The sequence below is a fragment of the Shewanella sp. Isolate13 genome (genome assembly GCF_022398325.1).
Lineage (GTDB): Bacteria > Pseudomonadota > Gammaproteobacteria > Enterobacterales > Shewanellaceae > Shewanella.
The window spans coordinates 1-1095 of the sequence record NZ_JAKEVD010000072.1 but is presented as its reverse complement, the minus strand read 5'-3'; the positions used below and the strand labels follow the sequence as shown (position 1 = coordinate 1095).

Below are 1095 nucleotides of genomic sequence, written 5' to 3'. Positions count from 1 at the left end.
ATATAAATTCTGCTATGTACATTACTTAACCTATTCTACTATCCCATTATTTTTTGCACTCATTTTCGGTATTAAATTCAAATTTTTCATTAATATTCATGGTGATGATCTAGTCGGCACTCGATGGATTCATAAGGTAATGGGTATATCATCAGGGTATTTATTGAGAAAATGTACAGGTGTAATTGTCCCGAGTGAATACTTTAAAAAAATTCTACTGACAAAATTTCCAATGTTATCGGAAGAAAAAATTTTTGTATCTCCATCTGGAGGAGTTAACATGCAAAAGTTTTTTCCAAAAATACAGAATTATTCCCCCGACGTTAGTTCGCCAAAAGTGTTTGGTTTTGTTTCTAGAATAGAGGAAGGAAAAGGGTGGGAGGATCTATTAGATGCTATAGAGATGCTACCTGATAATTTAAATATAAAGTTTGTTTTATATGGAACGGGCATTCAAGAAGGTCAACTTTATTGTAAATTAGGTACGATGCAAAACCGAGAATATGTCCAGGTTTTTGGCGGTGTAAGTTATGAAGATATGCCTAAGGTTTTTAATTCTCTGAATTTTTTCCTTTTTCCAACTCATAGGGAGAGTTTAGGCCTTGTTCTCTTGGAGTCAATGAGCTGTGGCATACCGGCTGTTGTAACCAGAATAAACCCCTTAATTGATATCGTTGGTAGTGATTATTCACTTTTTAGTGATGTTTCAAGGCCTGAGTCATTATTTGAACAGATACTAAGGTGTTACAATATGAAAAACGATGAATACATAGCAATGAAGAGAAAAACTTTAAACGTTGCCTGTCAGTATGATTCTGTAAAAGTTTGTGAATCTTTGCGTGCATTTATTACTGGAGTGTTGTAATGAGTAGAAAGAAAAGCATACTATTTGTCTGTGGAGAAGGGGGGCACTCTTACGAGATGTCTCGTTTATGCGGCCTATTGGGTGACAGTGGAATTGAAAGTTACAATTTAGTCCACTTAGGTAGTCCGGCTTCAGGTTTTGAATTTGACTATAGCTATCCTTTAATGGATATAAGGCACAAAACTAGTTTATTTTTGTCAATATTATATTCCATACCGATTCTAATATAT

At 34.4% G+C, this 1095-nt stretch carries 2 protein-coding genes; both read left to right on the top strand.

What is annotated here, in order from left to right:
* Positions 1–865: glycosyltransferase family 4 protein (locus L1D44_RS21620; RefSeq protein ID WP_239893256.1), on the top strand; the 865-nt coding region annotated here is incomplete at its 5' end.
* On the top strand, positions 865–1095 hold a 231-nt coding region (locus L1D44_RS21615), incomplete at its 3' end, for a hypothetical protein (protein WP_239893255.1). The genes L1D44_RS21620 and L1D44_RS21615, both read left to right, overlap by 1 nt.